The organism is Amycolatopsis sp. NPDC003731, from assembly GCF_053586895.1.
On the sequence record NZ_JBSFNC010000184.1, the window covers coordinates 1 to 15,704 of the forward strand.

Genomic DNA, 15,704 nt, shown 5'->3' on the forward strand with positions numbered 1-15,704 from the left:
GCCGGGGCTGGGCGGCGGGCGTTGGGTGTCGGGCTGTGGCGGGATCGGCGGGGCGAGCGGGGAGTGGCTCGGCGTGGGTGGGAATGCGTTCGGGGCCCGGGCCAGGTTCTGGCCGAGGCACTGGTGGATCCCGTGGCCGAAGGTGATGTGGTGGCGGTCGCCGCGGTGGGCGTCGAACGTGTCCGCGTCGGCGAAGCGCTCCTCGTCGCGGTTGCTGGAACCGAGGGCCAGCACCACGCCATCGCCCGCCTTGATCGTGACGCCGCCGATCTCGATGTCCTCCTTGGCCACCCGGACCATCACGTCGAAGATCGGGTAGTAGCGCAGGATCTCCTCGACCGTCGAGACGATCAGGCCCGGGTCGGCCTGCAGTTCGGCGATGACCTCCGGGCGCTGCAGCAGGCCGATGGTGCCGAGGGCGATCGCGTTGATCGTCGTCTCGTGGCCGCCGATGAGCAGGTTCTGCGCCATGCCGACCAGCAGGTCGTGCGTGTACACCCCGGTGCCGCGGTTGCGGACGATCAGCCGGCCGAGCACGTCGTCGCTCGGCGCCAGCTCCTTCTCCGTGACCAGTTCGTCCAGGAACTTGTTGAGGTCGTCGGCCGCCGCCAGCTGCTGTTGCGGGGTGCTGCCCGGCAGCTGCAGGACCAGGGTGCGGTCCTGGAAGAACTCCCGGCTGTCCAGCGGGACGCCGAGCAGCTCGCAGATCATCCGCGACGGCACCTGCGTCGCCAGGTCGCTGACCAGGTCGGCCGGCGGCCCCGCGGCGAGCATCGCGTCGATCCGCTCGTCCACGATCTGCTGGATGATCGGGCGCAGCGTGTTGATCCGGCGGAGGGTGAACTCGTTGGCCAGCATCTGCCGGGGCGCGGTGTGCTCCGGCAGGTCCAGCGCGAGCAGCGACTTGGCCTGGGCGCTGAACCCCTTGCGCAGCACCTGCTGCACCGGCCGGCGCAGCGGGAAGTTCGGGTGGCTGCGGTCGGCGCTCATCCGTTCGTCGACCAGCAGCGCCCGGACGTCGGCGTGCCGGGTGACCAGCCAGGCCTCCTGCTCGGTCGGCAGCGAGACCTTGATGATCGGGTCCTCGGCGCGCAGCCGGCGGTACTCGGCGGCCGGTTCCGGCGGTGCCGGGCGTTCCAGCGGGAAGGCCACCGGGCAGCGGGCGTCGAGGGTCGTTTCAGTCATGTGTACTCCATTGTGTGACGTTCTCCCTCTCGCCGGACCCGCCGGCGATCAGGCGGGCGAGGGCCACCGCGCCGCGCAGGGAGGACAGGCCGCCCAGCGCGGCCGGTGCCAGCGGCAGCGGGGACAGTCCGGGGCGGGCCAGCGTGCCGAGGTGCGCGGCCACCCGGCCGGTCAGCGAAGGGAATCCGGCCGCGAACCCGCCGCCGAGCAGGGCGCGCTCCGGGTGGACGAGCTCCTGGACGCTCGTCACCGCGGCGGCCAGCGCCCGGGCCGTCGTGTCGATCGCCTCGATCGCCCACGGCTGTTCGCCGCGCACCGCCTCGCGCAGGTCGTCGAACGTGACGTCCGCCCCGCGCAGCGCTTCGGCGCGGCGGAGGGTCGCCGGGCCGGAGGCGAGCGCCTGGAGGCAGCCGCGGCGGCCGCAGACACACCGCGTGCCGTCCGGTTCGACGAGCACGTGCCCGATCTCGAACGAGCCGCGGCCGAGGCCCGGGCACGGCACGCCGCCGAGGACCAGGCCGCCGCCGATGCCGGTGCCGATTCCCACGTACAGCAGGTTTTCGCAGCCCGAAGCCTGCGCTTCGGCGAGCGCGCCGAGGTCGCCGTCGTCCGCCCAGGCGACGGCCGCCTCGGGAAACAGCTTGTGCAGCACCGCTTTCAGGTCAATGTCCGTCCATTCCGGACGGCTCGGCCAGGTGACGACCCGGCCGTCCGGGCCGACCGTGCCGGGCATCGCGACCCCGACCGCCTCCAGCGGCCCGCCGAGGCGGTCGCGCAGCCCGGCCACGTGCGCGGCCAGCTGCGCGAGGTCGGCCTCGGCGCGGTGCCGGGGACCCCAGCCGAACGACGTCTCCTCGACGCACGCGGTGCCGGTTTCGACGCGGAAGGCGACCTTGGTGCCGCCGACGTCGATGCCGAGGTGGTACGGGGTGCGCACGTCGGTCAGCGGCCGGGCACCGACGGGCAGAGCGCGAGCAGGTCGGCCGGCTGCCGCAGCACCACGTCCGGACCGGCGGCGAGCAGCTCGCCGATGTCGTCCGGGGGCGCCCACAGCGCGGCGGCCGAAGCGACACCGGCCCCGCGCGCGCTGGCCAGGTCGGTGGGCGCGTCGCCGATCATGATGGCCCGCTCCGGCTCGATGTCCATCAGGGTGAGGGCGTGCCGCACGATGTCGGGGGCCGGCTTGGGCCGGGCGACCTCGTCGGAGCCGATGACGTGCTCGAAGAACGGCAGCAGGCCGAGGTTGTCCAGCAGGGACCGGGCCCGCGGCCCGCTCTTGCCGGTGGCGATGGCCAGCCGCAGCCCGCGCGCCCGCAGCGTCACCAGCAGCTCGGTGACGCCGTCGAAGACCTGGACCTCGCCGGCGAGGCGGTAGCTCTCGCGGACGAAGGGTTCCTCCATCTCCAGCGGCAGGTCCATGATCCGCATGATGTCCGGGAAGTAGCGGCCGAGGTGGCGCCGGTACTCCTCGAAGGGCGCGGGGCCGTCGCCGACGACTTCGGCGTAGGCGATGGCGAAGGCCTCGCTCATCACCGCGAAGCTGTCGACGACGACGCCGTCGAGGTCGAAGATGACCGCGTGCCGGACCGGTACCGAGGGATCGGCCCCGGTGTCCGGCCGATCGACGATCGGGAAAGTCATGGAGCGCCCTCTCTACTGGTACGCCGGGACCGCGCCCCGCACCGAACCGGCGGAGGCGTAGAAGTCCTCGATCATCGAGACGATCGGCCGCGCTTCGGCGACGGCCCGGCCGCGGCTGCCCGGGTCGGCCAGCATCGCGGCGAGGTCGCTCACCTGGCGCGTGTACTCGACGCCGATCCGCTCGATCGGCACCGGCAGCTGCGTGGTGGTGCCCTCGCGAGTCACCGTCAGCACCGGCTCGGGCTCGCGGTTGGGGCTGAAGCCGAAGGTGCACCGCAGGTCCGCGGTGCCGGCGCTGCCCTCGACGTGGATCACCGAGACGTCCCGCGCCTGGTGCGAGGCCCAGCTCGCGCGCAGCGAGACCGAGACGCCGTCGTCCCGGACCAGGAAGCCGCGCGCGGTGTCCTCGACGTCGGCGGCGTCGGCGCCCAGCTGGTCCTGCCGCCAGGCCGCGCGCCAGGCGCCCGCGTTGACGAAGTCGTCCGACGTCACGCCGATGACCTGGGTGAAGGCGGCCGGCCCGAGCAGGAACGCGAGCGTGTCGAGCAGGTGCCAGCCGAGGTCGTACAGCGCTCCCCCGCCGGCCTTCTCGCGCTGGGTGAACCAGCCGCCCGCGCGCGGCACACCGCGGGCCCGGATCCAGCCCATCGCGACGTGCCGGATGTCGCCCAGGTCCGGGAGGACGTCCCGCAGCGCGCCGACGTCACCGCGGTAACGGGCGGCGCTGCCGGCCAGCAGCATGCCGCCGCTGCGTTCGGCCGCCGCGAGGACGTCGATCTCGGCCGAGGTCAGGCAGACCGGCTTCTCGAGGAAGACGGAGATCCCGGTGGCGAGCAGCGCGCCCGCCACCTCGGTGTGCAGGTAGTTGGGCACGGCGACGACGGCGAGGTCGACGTCGCGCGCGGTCAGCGCGGACACCGCGGGGTGCGTCGGGATGCCGGTCGCCTTCGTGAACGCCTGCCGGGACGCCGGGTCGGCGTCGACCGCGGCCACCACCTCGAAGTCGGCGTGCTCGCGCAGCAGGGGCAGCCACAGCTCCCGCCCGGCCCAGCCGAGCCCGACCACCGCGGCCCGGACGCTCATGCCCGCGCCACTTCGGCGGCGATGATCTCCGCGGTCGCCTGCAGCACCGGCTCGTCGGCCAACAGCACCCGGTGGTGCAGCCAGACGCAGTCCCGGCTGATCGCGTCGGTGTTCGGGCAGCGTTCCGCGATCGCGTCGACGCTCTCGCCGGGGGCGCCGAGCTCCCAGAAGGCGTCGGTGCGGTAGATCGCGCGGAACGCGGCGAAGGCGGGCAGGCCGGCTTCGACGAGCCGGTCGACCAGCGCGTTGCGCCGCTCCTCGGTGAACCCGGGGACGCGGAACATGGCCATGTAGTGGGAGTTGCGGTCGGCGCGCACGTCGCCGCCCTGGGGCACGACGCCGTCGATCTCGCCGAGCAGCCGGGACAGCAGCGTCCAGCGCTCGTCGCGGACGGCGATCTGCTCGTCGAGGCGGGCCAGCTGCGCGCGCAGCACGGACGCGGAGAACTCGTTGAGCCGCATGTTGGAGCCGGCGATCTTGTGCAGGTACCGGCGGTCTTCGCGGGGACGGCCGCAGCTGTGCCGGAGGAACGCCGTCTCGTACTTCTCGGTCTCGCCCTCGGGGAAGACGACCGCGCCGCCTTCGCCGGCGGTCATCAGCTTGCCGTTCTGGAAGCTGAAGGTGGCGATGCTGTCCAGCTCGCCGACGCGCTTGCCCTGCCAGCGGGCGCCGTGCGCGTGCGCGGCGTCCTGCAGCAGCGCGACGCCGGTGTCGGCGGAGATCTTCGCCAGCGCGTCCATGTCGGCGATCAGCCCGGCCATGTGCACCGGCATGATCACCTTGGTGCGCGGGGTGACGGCGGCCACGGCCGCCTCCGGGTCGAGGTTGTAGGTGGCCGCGTCGACGTCGACCGGGACGGTGACCGCGCCGAGCCGCTGGGCCGCCTGCGAGGAGGAGATGAAGGTGAAGGCGGGCACGATGACCTCGGTGCCCGGGCCGACGCCCATGACCTGCAGGGCGAGTTCCAGCGCGTGCGTGCCGTTCGTGACCGCCAGCGCGTGCGCGGCGCCGTGGTGGGCGGCGAACTCGCGCTCGAAGGAGTTCACCTCGTCCCCGCCCATGCGCCACCACTGACCCTGTTCGAGCGCGCGGACCAGGCCGTCCCGCTCGGCGTCGTCGTACTGCGGCCACGCGGGGAATTCCGGTGCCTTTCGCGCGTTCATGGTTCTCCGAATCTCCGCTGGGGTTCGAATGGCAGAAAATAGCCCGTGCCGTGTCCGGAATGCTGCGAAATATCAGCGTCAAGACCAGGCTAGGTCGGCGCTGACACCCTCACATCCCCCGGCTTGGTAGTGCCGATCTTCAGCCCAGGCCGAAGAAAGCGCGGTAGGAGTCCAATTGCCCGCCGAGCATGTGGATTCCATAGTGGACGTCGTGGCCGAGGGCGGCCGCTTCGCGCAGAAGGCGGGTTTCGCGCGGTTTCATGATGATGTCGGCGACCACGCAGCCCGGCGCCAGCTCCTCCGGCCGGAACGGCAGCGGGTCGTCGGGACGCAGGCCCAGCGGCGTCGCGTTGACGACGAGCTCGGCGCCCGCGGTGTCCGGCTCGGCCGACACCGACGTCCGGCCCGGCCAGTGCGCGTCCAGCCGGGCTTGCAACGCCGTCAGTTTCGCGGTGTCCGGGTCGCACACCGCGAGCCGGTCGGCGCCCGCGGCCAGCACCGCGGCCGCGATGGCGCTGCCCGCACCACCCGCGCCGACGAGGGCGACCGGCCGGGCCTTCGGGTCGTGGCCGGCTTCGACGAGCCCGGCCACGAAGCCGGTGCCGTCGAAGTTCTCGGCGTACCACCGGCCGTCGGCTTCCCGGCGCAGCGCGTTGGCGCTGCCGGTGATCTCCACCATCGGGCTGCACCGGTCGGCGAGCCCGGCCAGGGCCACCTTGTGCGGCACGGTGACGAAGATGCCGTCGAGGTTGCCCACCGCCTTCAGCCCGGCGACGATCCGCTCCAAGTCCGGCGCCGGCGCGTGCACCGGGACGAGCACGGCGTCGACGCCGAGGTCCGCGAAGAGCGGGTTCAGCAGCCCGGGCGACTGGACCTGCGCGACCGGATCGCCCAGCACGACGTACAGGCGGGTGGTGCCGCTGATGGTCATCTCGGCCTTCCCGCTGCGGCTAGCGCAGCATCTTCCCGATCGCGTGGGCGAGTTCGACCGACTGGTCGGCGTTGAGCCGCGGGTCGCAGGCGGTCAGGTAGCGGTCCGGCAGGTCGGCCTCCGCGATGCCCGCGGCCCCGCCGAGGCACTCGGTCACGTCGTCGCCGGTCACCTCGACGTGGATGCCGCCCGGGTGGGTGCCGAGCGCCCGGTGGACGGCGAAGAAGCCGGCGAGCTCGTCGGCGACGTGGCCGAAGTGCCGGGTCTTGTAGCCGTTGCCCGAGGTGCGGGTGTTGCCGTGCATCGGGTCGCACTGCCAGATCACCTCGTGCCCGGAGGCGGCGACCTTCTCCACGATCGGCGGGAGCAGCTCGCGGACGTGGGCGTGCCCCATCCGGCTGACCAGCGTCAGCCGGCCCGGCGTGCGGTCCGGGTCGAGCCGCCGCACGTATTCGACGGCCTGTTCCGGTGTGGTGGACGGCCCCAGCTTCAGGCCGATCGGGTTGGCCAGCAGCTCCGCGAACGCGATGTGGGCGCCGTCGAGCTGCCGGGTGCGCTCGCCGATCCACAGGAAGTGCGCCAGCCCGCTGGACAGCCGCGGTTCCGGCCCGCCGGTGTCCGCCGACAGGACGGCCCGCTCGTAGTCGAGCAGCAGCATTTCGTGGCTGACGTACATCTCGCTCGGTGTCCCGAATGACTCATTCGGGACGTGCGAGGTCCCCAATGAGTCATTCGCGACCTCGCGGCCGGCGAACCGGGGTTCACTGCGGTGGGACGCACCGGCGAGCGCCGGCAGCGGCTCCTCGATGCCCTCGGCGCAGAGCTTGCGGACGAGGTCCATCGCGCTGGCCGCGTGGGCGTAGGCCATCAGCATCCGGTGCGGGTCGGGGGTCCGGGCCGCGGCCGTGCACTCCGGGGAGTTCACGATGTCGCCGCGGTAGACCGGCAGTCCCAGCGAGTCGACGGTCTTGGACCGCGGCTTGGCGAACTGCCCGGCCATCCGGGCGATCTTGACCACCGGCAGGCCGGCCGCTTCGGCCAGCACTTCGCTCATCCGCTCCAGCAGGCCCAGGTTGGCCCGCAGGTGCGGTTCGGTGTTGCCGGCGAACGTCTCCGCGCAGTCCCCGCCCTGCAGCAGGAACGCCTCGCCGCGGGCGACCGACGCGAGGCGGGCGCGCAGCCGCGCGGTCTCCTCCGGCGCCACGATCGGCTCGGCGTTGTGCAGCAGTTCGACCACCGCTTCCGCCCGGGCGGCGTCCGGCCAGCACGGCTGCTGCGCGGCCGGCTTGGCCAGCGCCGCGCTCAGGCGGCCGGCCAGCACCCGGTCGGCCGCCGGGCCGGTGAGCAGCCGCTTCACGTCGCCGCCGCTTCCGTCGCCCCCACCAGGTTCTCCAGGCGGTCGCGGGGCATCCCGGCCAGGACGTCCGTGACCACCTCCGGTGGCACGTCGCTCACCAGCTCCGCGCCCCGCGGCCCGGTCAGCACGAAGGCGAGCCCGGTGATCGCCTTCTTGTCCCGGTGCATCTGACGCACGAGCACCGCCGGGTCGACGTCCTCGGGCAGCGCGGCCGGCAGGCCGTAGTGGCGGACGACGTCGAGGTGTTCGTCCACACCGGACTGGTCGATCCGGCTCAGCGCGCCCGCCAGCCGGCCCGCGAAGACCGTGCCGATGGCCACCGCCTCGCCGTGGCGCAACGCGAAGTCCGTGGCGATCTCCAGCGCGTGGCCCAGTGTGTGGCCGTAGTTCAGCAGGTGCCGCAGCCCGGTGTCGCGCTCGTCCTGCGCGACGATGCCCGCCTTGAGGGTGACGCTGGCGGCGATCTGCTCCGGCAGCGGCAGCCCCCGCAGGTCGGGTGCGCCGATGAAGTGGCAGCGGGCGATCTCGCCGAGGCCGTTCAGCAGCTCCCGCCGCGGCAGGGTGGTCAGGTAGTCGGTGTCGCACAGCACCGCGCTCGGCTGCCAGTACGCGCCGACGAGGTTCTTGCCCGCCGGCAGGTTCACCGCCGTCTTCCCGCCGACACTGGCGTCCACCTGCGCGAGCAGGGACGTCGGCAGGTGGACCACGGCGACCCCCCGGTGGTACAGCGCGGCCGCGAGCCCGACCACGTCGGTGGTCGTACCGCCGCCGCAGGAGACGACGACGTCGGACCGGGTCAGCCCGAACCGCGCGAACTCACCGCACAGCTCTTCCACTGTGGACAGCCGTTTGTCCGGCTCGCCGTCCCGCGCCGGCAGCAACAGCGTCTCGACGCCGGTGTCCGGCACCCACTCCGCCGGGCGGGCCGAGACGACCACGGCCCGCTGGGCGCCGAGCCGCCGGATAACCCCGGGCAGCGAGTGCCGCACCCCGGGGCCGACGAGCACGTCGTAGGAACGTTCTTCCAGGCGTACCGGGATCGTCGTCGTCACGGCGAGGGCTCCCGCGGCTCCGGCAGCGTCAGGTAGGGCAGGTCGGCGATCCGGGAGACCGGCTCGCTGCCGTGGTGGAGGTATTCGCCGCCGTAGAAGAAGTTCAGGTAGGGGACGTAGTGCTGCCGGTACGCGGTCCGGCACAAGCCGGCGAACTTCGCCAGCAGGCCCTCTTTTTCCGTCATCGTCGTGCCTTTCCCCAGTTCAGCCGAGGTCGCCGGACAGCACCCCGGCCACCAGCGTCCGGTGTTCTTCGTCGTCGGTGATCGTGCGGACCTGCTCGCGGCCGTTCTCGACCGTCAGGTAGCGGCGCTGCCGCAGGAAGACCTGGCCGGTCGCGGTCGCCCGGCCGCACAGGGTTTCCTGCGTGTCGGTGCGGGTGGTGTCCCCGACCAGGGCCCGGAAGTTGTCCTCCAGCTCCTTCCAGTCGCTCCACTGCCGCGGTTGCGTGGTGAAGGTGTAGACGACGCTCCAGCGGGTGACCGCGCCCCGGCGTTGCAGCGCGTACCCGGTTTCCCGCTCCGCCAGCCGGAACTGGCTCCCGTACTGGGTCTGCACCGCGGGCGAGACCGCCAGCGGCTCGACGTAGGTGGGGCCGGGGTAGCCGACGTCCACGAGCCAGTCGCCGCCGTCCAGGGTGACCAGGTTGAACATGTGCTCGACGTCGGTCGCGAAGGTCTCCCGGCCCTCGGCGGTGCTGCCCGCGAGCGGCGTGACGTCGTAGCCCAGTTCGGTGAGGAGCCGGTGGAACAGCCGGTTCAGGTGGTAGCAGGCACCGCCCTTGCCTTCGGCGATGCTGGTCACGAACACGTCGTCCTCGTCGAGGTCGACGACGTCGACCGCGTCCCGCAGCTGGTAGGCGAGGCTGTTGTACGGGATCGCCATCAGGTGGTGCTTCTGCAGCTTCGCGAGCGTCTCGAGGTCCACGCCGGTTTCGCCGGCGCAGCCGATCCGCTGGAGGTAGGTCTCCACGTCGAACAACGTCCATCCACCTTCTTTCAGAGCAGCTCGGTCAGGTGCGCGGCGAGCAGGGCCGGCGTCGGGTGGTCGAAGACGACGCTGGGCGCGATCTTCCGTTCGGTGCGGGCGCGCAGCCGGTTGCGGAGTTCGATCGCGGTGAGCGAGTCGAAGCCGATCTCGAACAGGCCCTGGTCCGGGTCGACCTGGTGGGCGGCGCGGTAGCCCAGCACCGCGGCCACCTGGGCGCGCACCAGCTCCAGGAGGACCTTCGCCCGCTCGGCCGGTTCGAGCCCGGCGAGCCGGCCGGCCCAGTCTTCGTCCACTGTGGACGCTGTGCGGGCCTGCTGCCGGCTCGGGCGGACCAGGCCGCGCAGCAGGTGCGGCACCTCGGTGCCGGACGCCGCTTCGGCCCGCAGGCCGCGCAGGTCGAGCTGGGCGGGCACCAGCTGCGCCGCCCCGGACCCGATGGCGGCGTCGAACAGGTCCATGCCGTCGGCGGGGTTCATGGCGACCAGGCCACCGCGCCGGGTCATCCGGGCCCGGCCGGCTTCGTCGGTGCCGGCCGCCATGCCGCCGGTGGTCTGGTCCCACAGGCCCCACACCAGCGACTGGCCCGGCAGGCCCGCCGCGCGCCGGTGGGCCATCAGCCCGTCCAGGTAGGCGTTCGCCGCGGCGTAGCTGCCGCTGCCGGCGCCCATGAACACCGCGGACACCGAGGAGTAGACGACGAACGCGTCGAGGTCCAGGTCGCGGCTCAGTTCGTCGAGGTGGCGGACCGCGTCGACCTTGGGCGCGAACACTTCGGCCAGCCGATCCGGGGTGACCGTCCCGATCACCCCGGCGTCCGGGACGCCGGCCGTGTGGACGACGGCGGCCGGCCGGTGCTCGGCCAGCAGCGCGGCCACCTGGTCCCGGTCGGCGACGTCGCAGGCGGCGACCGCGACGTCGGCGCCCAGTGCGGTGAGGTCGGTGACCAGGTCCTTCGCGCCCTCGGCGTCCAGGCCGCGGCGGCTGGCCAGCACGAGCTGCCGGACGCCGTGCCGCTCGACCAGGTGCCGGGCGGCCAGGCCGCCGAGCGACCCGGTGCCGCCGGTGATCAGCACCGGCCCGCGGGTCGTGAACCCGGCGGGCGAGTCCAGCCGGGCCACCCGGGCGAGCCGCGGGATGGCCACCGTCGTGCCGCGGACCGCGACCTGGGGTTCGCCGTCGGCCAGCACCGAAGCCAGCAGCGGCGGCACGTCGGCGCCCGGCTCGACGTCGAGCAGGACGATCCGGTCCGGGTTCTCCGCCTGGGCGGCCCGGACCAGCCCCCACACCGCGGCCGCGGCCGGGTCGGTCACCACGCCGTCGCCGGCGGGCACCGCGCCCCGGGTCACGATCGCGAGCTTCGCCGCCTCCAGCCCGCCGCCGGCCAGCCAGCACTGGACGACGTCGAGCACCCGGACGGTGAGCGCCAGCGCCTCGCCCTCGCCCGCTTCCATGACGGCCACCGCCGGGGCCTCGGCCACGCCGGTCTCGACGTCGTCGGCCAGGGTCGCCACCTCTTCCGCGGTGGCGACCGGAACCCACGACGGCACCGGCGCCGAAGTGTCCACAGAGGACAACGGCGTCCAGTCCACCCGGAACAGCGAACCGGCGCCCGCCGGGCCCGCCGCCGTCGTGAGCTGGTCGTTCGAGACCGGACGGCCGACCAGGGAATCCAGCGTGACGACCAGGCCGCCGGTCTCGTCCACGGCCTCCAGGGACAGGCTGTCCCGCTCGGGCTTGGCGACGCGCACCCGCAGCACCGAGGCACCGGCCGCGTGCAGCCGCAGCCCGTTCCACGCGAACGGCAGCCGCACCTCGTCGCCGTAGGACTCGGTGTCCGCGGCGGCGCTGACCATCGTCGAGTGCAGGGCCGCGTCGAGCAGGGCCGGGTGGATGCCGAACCGGCCGGCTTCCGCGTCTTCGGGCAGGGCGATCTCGGCGAAGGTTTCGTCCCCGCGCCGCCACACCGCCCGCACGGCCCGGAACGTCGGCCCGTAGCCGTAACCGACGTCCGCGAGCACGTCGTAGGCACCGCTGATGTCAATGGGCTTCGCCTCGGGCGGCGGCCAGGCCGCGAAGTCGAACGCGGCGGTCCCCCGCGGCCGGTCGTCCGGCTGGAGGACGCCGGTGGCGTGCCGGACCCAGCTGTCGGCGTCTTCGCGCAGGGAGTAGAGGTCCACCGTGCGCGAGCCGTCCGCGCCGGGGCCGCCGAGGGCGACCTGCACGCGGACCCCGCCGCGGCGGGGCACCACCAGCGGCGCCTCGATGACCAGCTCGTCGAGCACCGGGCAGCCGGCTTCGTCGCCGGCCCGCACGGCCAGCTCGACCAGCCCGGTACCGGGGACGATGACGACGTCCCGGACCGCGTGGTCGGCCAGCCAGGGGTGCGTCCGCAGCGACAGCCGCGAGGTGAAGACCAGGCCGTCGGACTGCGGCAGCTCGACGACCGCGCCCAGCAGCGGGTGGTCGGCCCCGGCCAGGCCGAGCGAGACGGCGTCGGAAGCGGTGTCCGCGGCGCGCAGCCAGTAGTGCTCGTGGTCGAAGGCGTACGCCGGCAGGTCCGCGCGGGTGGGCGGCACGAGGGATGGCCAGTCGACGTCGACCCCGCGGACGAACAGCTCGGCCATCGACGACAGCAGCCGCCGGAGGCCGCCGTCGTCGCGCCGGAGGGTGCCGGTGACGACGGCCGTGGCGTCTTCGGTGAGTTCGGTGATCGGCTGCACCAGCACCGGGTGCGCGCTCACTTCGACGAACACGCCGTGGCCCTGCTCGATCAGAGCTTCCACGGCCGGGCCGAACCGCACCTGGCCGCGCAGGTTCCGGTACCAGTAGCCGCCGTCGACGACCCCGGCACCGGTGATCCACTCGCCGGTGAGGGTGGAGAGGAACGGCACCAGCGGCGCCCGCGCGTCGAGCCCGGCCAAGGCTTCGGCCAGGGTTTCCTCGATGTCCTCGACGTGCCGGGTGTGCGAGGCGTAGTCCACCGCGATCTGCCGGACGCGGACGCCTTGGCCGGTCAGCGTTTCGAGGGCTTCGGCGAGCGCTTCGGCGTCCCCGGCGACCACCACCGACGTGGGGCTGTTGACCGCGGCCACCTCGACCCGGTCCGCCCACGGCGCCAAGCGCGTGACGGCGTCTTCTTCGCTCAGCGCGACCGAAGCCATGCCGCCGCGGCCGGAGAGCTTCGCGGCGATGGCCTGGCTGCGCAGGGCGACCACCTTCGCCGCGTCTTCGAGCGAGAGCGCGCCGGACACGCACGCGGCGGCGATTTCGCCCTGGGAGTGGGCGACCACCGCGTCCGGGACGACCCCGGCCGCCGACCACACCGCGGCCAGGCCGACCATCATCGCGAAACTCGCGGGCTGGAGGACGTCCACCCGGTAGAGCAGCCCGGGGCCTTCGCCGCGCAGGACGTCGAGCAGCGACCAGTCGACCCACGGCTCCAGCGCGGCCGCGCACTCGGCGATCCGCTCGGCGAACACCGGGGACGCGTCCAGGAGCTCCCGGCCCATGCCCGCCCACTGCGTCCCCTGGCCCGGGAACACCCAGACGAGCTTGCCCGGCAGGCCGGACGCGGGCACCCGGCCGGTGACCAGGCCCGGCGCGTCCTCGCCGCGGGCGAGGGCGGCCAGTCCGGTGCGGGCCTCCTCGGCCGTCACCGCCACGACGACCGCACGCTCGCCGAACCGGGCACGGCCCGGGAGGGCACCGGCGACGTCGGCGAGGGCCTGGTCGTCCAGGACATCGGCCAGCCGGGCGGCCTGCCCGGCGAGGGAACCGGCGCTGCGGGCCGTCACGACCAGCGGCACCACCCCGCCGTCGTGCGGTCCGGCGACCGGCTCGGGTCCGGCGGGCGCTTCTTCGATGATCAGGTGGGCGTTGGTGCCGCTGATCCCGAACGAGGACACCCCGGCCCGGCGGGGACGGCCGTTCCGGGGCCACTCCCGGGCCTCGGTCAGCAGCGAGACCGCCCCGGCGGACCAGTCGACCTGGCTGGTGGGCCGGTCCACGTGCAGGGTGGGCGGCATGACGCCGTGCCGCAGCGCCTGCACCACCTTGATCACCCCGGCGACCCCGGCGGCCGACTGCGTGTGCCCGAAGTTCGACTTCACCGACCCCAGCCACAGCGGCCGCTCCGGGTCGCGGTCCTTGCCGTAGGTGGCCAGCAGGGCCTGCGCCTCGATCGGGTCGCCCAGCGCCGTCCCGGTGCCGTGGCCCTCCACGATGTCCACATCGGACGGTTGCAGGCCGGCCCCGGCGAGGGCGCGGCGGATGACCCGCTGCTGCGACGGCCCGTTCGGGGCGGTCAGTCCGTTGGACGCGCCGTCGGAGTTGACCGCGCTGCCGCTCAGCACGGCCAGGACGCGGTGCCCGCGTTCGCGCGCCACCGAAAGCCGCTCCAGCACGACGATCCCGACACCCTCGGCCCAGCCCGTGCCGTCCGCGCCGTCGGCGTAGGCCTTGCACCGGCCGTCGCCGGCCAGGCCGCGCTGCTTGGCGAATTCCACGAACGTGCCGGGCGTGCCCATCACCGTGACGCCGCCGGCCAGGGCCATCGAGCACTCGCCCTGCCGCAGGGCCTGCCCGGCCAGGTGCATCGCGACCAGCGACGACGAGCACGCCGTGTCGATCGTGACCGCCGGTCCTTCGAAGCCGAAGACGTAGGACACGCGGCCCGACACGACGCTCGACGCGCCCGCAGTGCTGGCGTAGCCCTCCAGGTCTGCGGCGTCCGCGCCCATTCCGTAGCCCTGGTTGGACACGCCGGCGAACACCCCGACGTCGGCGCCCTTGAGCGAGCTCGGGTCGATCCCGGCCCCTTCCAGGGCTTCCCAGGAGGCTTCCAGCAGCAACCGCTGCTGCGGGTCCATCGCCAGCGCCTCGCGCGGCGAGATGCCGAAGAAGCCCGCGTCGAACAGGCCCGCGCCTTCGAGGAAGCCGCCCCGGCTGGTGTACGTCGTGCCCGAGTGGTCGGGGTCGTCGTCGAACAGGTTCTCCAGGTCCCAGCCGCGGTCCTCGGGGAAGGGGGACAACCCTTCGAGACCGTCACGCACCAGGCGCCACAGGCCTTCGGGGTCGGTGACGCCGCCGGGCAGCCGGCACGCCATGCCGACGATCGCGATCGGCTCGCCGGCGTCCGCGGCGGTCACCGCCACGGCCGGCGTGTCCGACGCCGTGTCGCCGAGTTCGGCACGCAGGTAGCGGGCCAGCGCCGCCGGCGTCGGGTAGTCGAAGACCAGCGTGGCGGGCAGCTTCAGCCCGCTCGCCTCGCGCAGCCGGTTCCGCAGTTCCACCGACGTCAGCGAGTCGAACCCGGTGTCCTTGAACGCCGTGTCCGCGCGGACGGCCTCCGGCCCGGCGTGCCCGAGCACCAGCGCGACCTGCGTGCGGACGACGTCGAGCAGCAGCGCCTCCTGCTCCGCGGGGGCGAGCCCGGCGAGCCGCCCGGCCAGTCCCTTGTCCACAGTGGACGCCGGACGCGCCTGGTGCCGTCCCGGGCGGACCAGGCCGCGCAGCAGGTGCGGCACCGTCCCGGCGGCCCGCGTCTTGCGCAGGTCGAGCTTGACCGGGACGACGAGCCCGTCCGGAGCTGCGTCGAACAGCTCCATGCCTTCGGCGGGTGAGATGGCGAGGACCCCGCCGCGGCTCGCCCGCGCCTGGTCGGCGCCGCCGAGGTGCGCGGTCATCCCGTCGGTCTGTTCCCACAGGCCCCAGGCCAGCGACGTGCCGGGCAGACCAGCGGCCCGGCGGTTCGCGACCACGGCGTCCAGGTAGGCGTTGGCCGCGGCGTAGTTGCCCTGGCCGGCGGAGCCGAAGACGCCGGAGGCGGACGAGAACACGACGAAGGCGTCGAGGTCCAGGTCGCGGGTGAGTTCGTCGAGGTGACGGATCGCGTCGACCTTCGGCGCGAAGACCTTCGCCAGCCGCTCCCGCGTCAGCGACTCGAAGACGCCGTCGTCGAGGACGCCGGCCGTGTGCACGACGGCGGTCGGCCGGTGCTCGGCCAGCACCGCGGCCACCTGGTCCCGGTCGGCCAAGTCGCAGGCGACCACGGAGACCTCGGCGCCCTGCGCGGTGAGCTCCGCGGTCAGCTCGGTCATGCCGTCGGCGTCGGGGCCGCGGCGGCTGACGAGCACCAGCCGCCGGACGCCGTGCCGGGCGACCAGGTGCCGGGCGGTGAGCACGCCGAGCGAGCCGGCGCCCGAGATCACGGCGGCGATGATCCGCTTGCCTGGCAGCGCCGGGACGATTTCCCGGGAAAGCGCTCTCGGGCCGGCGAGGAAGGGCAGGGTGCCGTCGGCGAG

The 15,704-nt window shown here is 73.8% G+C and carries 10 protein-coding genes and 1 pseudogene; all 11 read right to left on the reverse strand.

The window, feature by feature from the left end:
• Nucleotides 1-1,185: cytochrome P450 (locus ACWDN5_RS41630; protein WP_449680145.1), on the reverse strand; the 1,185-nt coding region annotated here is incomplete at its 3' end.
• The gene (rifN, locus tag ACWDN5_RS41635) at nt 1,178-2,122 is read right to left on the reverse strand and encodes a kanosamine kinase (RefSeq protein WP_449680146.1); all 945 of its coding nucleotides are present in this window, start codon (nt 2,120-2,122) and stop codon (nt 1,178-1,180) included. The genes ACWDN5_RS41630 and rifN, both read right to left, overlap by 8 nt.
• 5 nt (nt 2,123-2,127) lie before the next feature.
• Nucleotides 2,128-2,826, reverse strand: a complete 699-nt coding sequence (locus ACWDN5_RS41640; RefSeq protein WP_310967765.1) for an HAD-IA family hydrolase — start codon at nt 2,824-2,826, stop codon at nt 2,128-2,130.
• A 12-nt stretch (nt 2,827-2,838) separates the two neighbouring features.
• The gene (locus tag ACWDN5_RS41645; RefSeq protein WP_310967767.1) at nt 2,839-3,909 is read right to left on the reverse strand and encodes a Gfo/Idh/MocA family protein; all 1,071 of its coding nucleotides are present in this window, start codon (nt 3,907-3,909) and stop codon (nt 2,839-2,841) included.
• Nucleotides 3,906-5,072, reverse strand: coding sequence for a 3-amino-5-hydroxybenzoate synthase (gene rifK, locus ACWDN5_RS41650; protein ID WP_449680147.1), 1,167 nt, complete (start codon nt 5,070-5,072; stop codon nt 3,906-3,908). The genes ACWDN5_RS41645 and rifK overlap by 4 nt, the downstream gene beginning before the upstream one ends.
• Before the next feature lie 139 nt (nt 5,073-5,211).
• The gene (locus ACWDN5_RS41655) at nt 5,212-6,003 is read right to left on the reverse strand and encodes a shikimate dehydrogenase family protein (RefSeq protein ID WP_449680148.1); all 792 of its coding nucleotides are present in this window, start codon (nt 6,001-6,003) and stop codon (nt 5,212-5,214) included.
• 19 nt (nt 6,004-6,022) lie between these two features.
• The gene (locus ACWDN5_RS41660) at nt 6,023-7,360 is read right to left on the reverse strand and encodes a 3-deoxy-7-phosphoheptulonate synthase (RefSeq protein ID WP_449680149.1); all 1,338 of its coding nucleotides are present in this window, start codon (nt 7,358-7,360) and stop codon (nt 6,023-6,025) included.
• A complete protein-coding gene (locus ACWDN5_RS41665) occupies nt 7,357-8,412 on the reverse strand; it encodes a 3-dehydroquinate synthase family protein (protein WP_449680150.1) in 1,056 nt (351 codons plus the stop codon). The genes ACWDN5_RS41660 and ACWDN5_RS41665 overlap by 4 nt, the downstream gene beginning before the upstream one ends.
• Entirely contained in the window at nt 8,409-8,597 is a 189-nt protein-coding gene (locus tag ACWDN5_RS41670; RefSeq protein ID WP_310967772.1) for a hypothetical protein, read from the reverse strand. The genes ACWDN5_RS41665 and ACWDN5_RS41670 overlap by 4 nt, the downstream gene beginning before the upstream one ends.
• 19 nt (nt 8,598-8,616) lie before the next feature.
• Nucleotides 8,617-9,393: an arylamine N-acetyltransferase gene (locus ACWDN5_RS41675; RefSeq protein WP_449680151.1), complete on the reverse strand. Its 777-nt coding sequence runs from the start codon at nt 9,391-9,393 to the stop codon at nt 8,617-8,619.
• A gap of 17 nt (nt 9,394-9,410) precedes the next feature.
• Nucleotides 9,411-15,611, reverse strand: a pseudogene (locus ACWDN5_RS41680) (KR domain-containing protein); the annotation flags it as partial.
• Between the last annotated feature and the right edge of the window lie 93 nt (nt 15,612-15,704).

Coding starts and splice junctions, on each gene's coding strand:
- ACWDN5_RS41670 (WP_310967772.1), bottom strand. CDS start 8,597: ATGACGGAAAAAGAGGGCCTGCTGGCGAAGTTCGCCGGCTTGTGCCGG.
- ACWDN5_RS41655 (WP_449680148.1), bottom strand. CDS start 6,003: ATGACCATCAGCGGCACCACCCGCCTGTACGTCGTGCTGGGCGATCCG.
- ACWDN5_RS41640 (WP_310967765.1), bottom strand. CDS start 2,826: ATGACTTTCCCGATCGTCGATCGGCCGGACACCGGGGCCGATCCCTCG.
- rifK (WP_449680147.1), bottom strand. CDS start 5,072: ATGAACGCGCGAAAGGCACCGGAATTCCCCGCGTGGCCGCAGTACGAC.
- ACWDN5_RS41645 (WP_310967767.1), bottom strand. CDS start 3,909: ATGAGCGTCCGGGCCGCGGTGGTCGGGCTCGGCTGGGCCGGGCGGGAG.